Annotated in this window: 2 rRNA genes; both read left to right on the plus strand. The window is 57.3% G+C overall.

The features are described from left to right. A 16S ribosomal RNA gene (locus tag ACFTWP_RS41895) occupies positions 1-78 on the plus strand; the annotation flags it as partial. 285 nt (positions 79-363) lie between these two features. Then, positions 364-1,008: ribosomal RNA gene (locus ACFTWP_RS41900) — 23S ribosomal RNA — on the plus strand; the annotation flags it as partial.

Below are 1,008 nucleotides of genomic sequence, written 5' to 3' on the forward strand. Positions count from 1 at the left end.
TCGAAGGTGGGACCAGCGATTGGGACGAAGTCGTAACAAGGTAGCCGTACCGGAAGGTGCGGCTGGATCACCTCCTTTCTAAGGAGCACATAGCCAGACTTGAGCGAATGCCTCAAGTTGGTTGCTCATGGGTGGAACGTTGACTATTCGGCACACGAGGTCTGTCAGACCTCCCAAGTACTGCACTTCGGTGCGTGGAACGGGTTTCTGGCGGGTCTGGTGGGTCGGGCACGTTGTTGGGTCCTGAGGGAACGGCCGTATGGTCGTTGCTTCAGTGCCGGTCCTACTTGAGATGCGTCTGACGTGTTGATGGTGGGTGACTGGTCGTTGTTTGAGAACTGCACAGTGGACGCGAGCATCTGTGGCCAAGTTTTTAAGGGCGCACGGTGGATGCCTTGGCACCAGGAACCGATGAAGGACGTGGGAGGCCACGATAGTCCCCGGGGAGCCGTCAACCAGGCTTTGATCCGGGGGTTTCCGAATGGGGAAACCCGGCAGTCGTCATGGGCTGTCACCCATACCTGAACACATAGGGTATGTGGAGGGAACGCGGGGAAGTGAAACATCTCAGTACCCGCAGGAAGAGAAAACAACCGTGATTCCGGGAGTAGTGGCGAGCGAAACCGGATGAGGCTAAACCTGTTACGTGTGAGACCCGGCAGGGGTTGCGTATCAGGGGTCGTGGGAAAGTTCTTCAGTCGTCTGCCGGCGGCTGGGTGAGTCAGAAACCGTTGGTGTAGTCGAAGGACATGCGAAAGGTCCGGCGTAGAGGGTAAGACCCCCGTAGACGAAACATCAGCGGCTCACTTGAGCTTCTCCCAAGTAGCACGGAGCCCGAGAAATTCCGTGTGAATCTGGCGGGACCACCCGCTAAGCCTAAATATTCCCTGGTGACCGATAGCGGATAGTACCGTGAGGGAATGGTGAAAAGTACCGCGGGAGCGGAGTGAAATAGTACCTGAAACCGTGTGCCTACAAGCCGTGGGAGCGTCGGACAGTGGGCTTGCC

It is taken from the genome of Kitasatospora sp. NPDC057015 (assembly GCF_042673745.1).
Lineage (GTDB): Bacteria > Actinomycetota > Actinomycetes > Streptomycetales > Streptomycetaceae > Kitasatospora.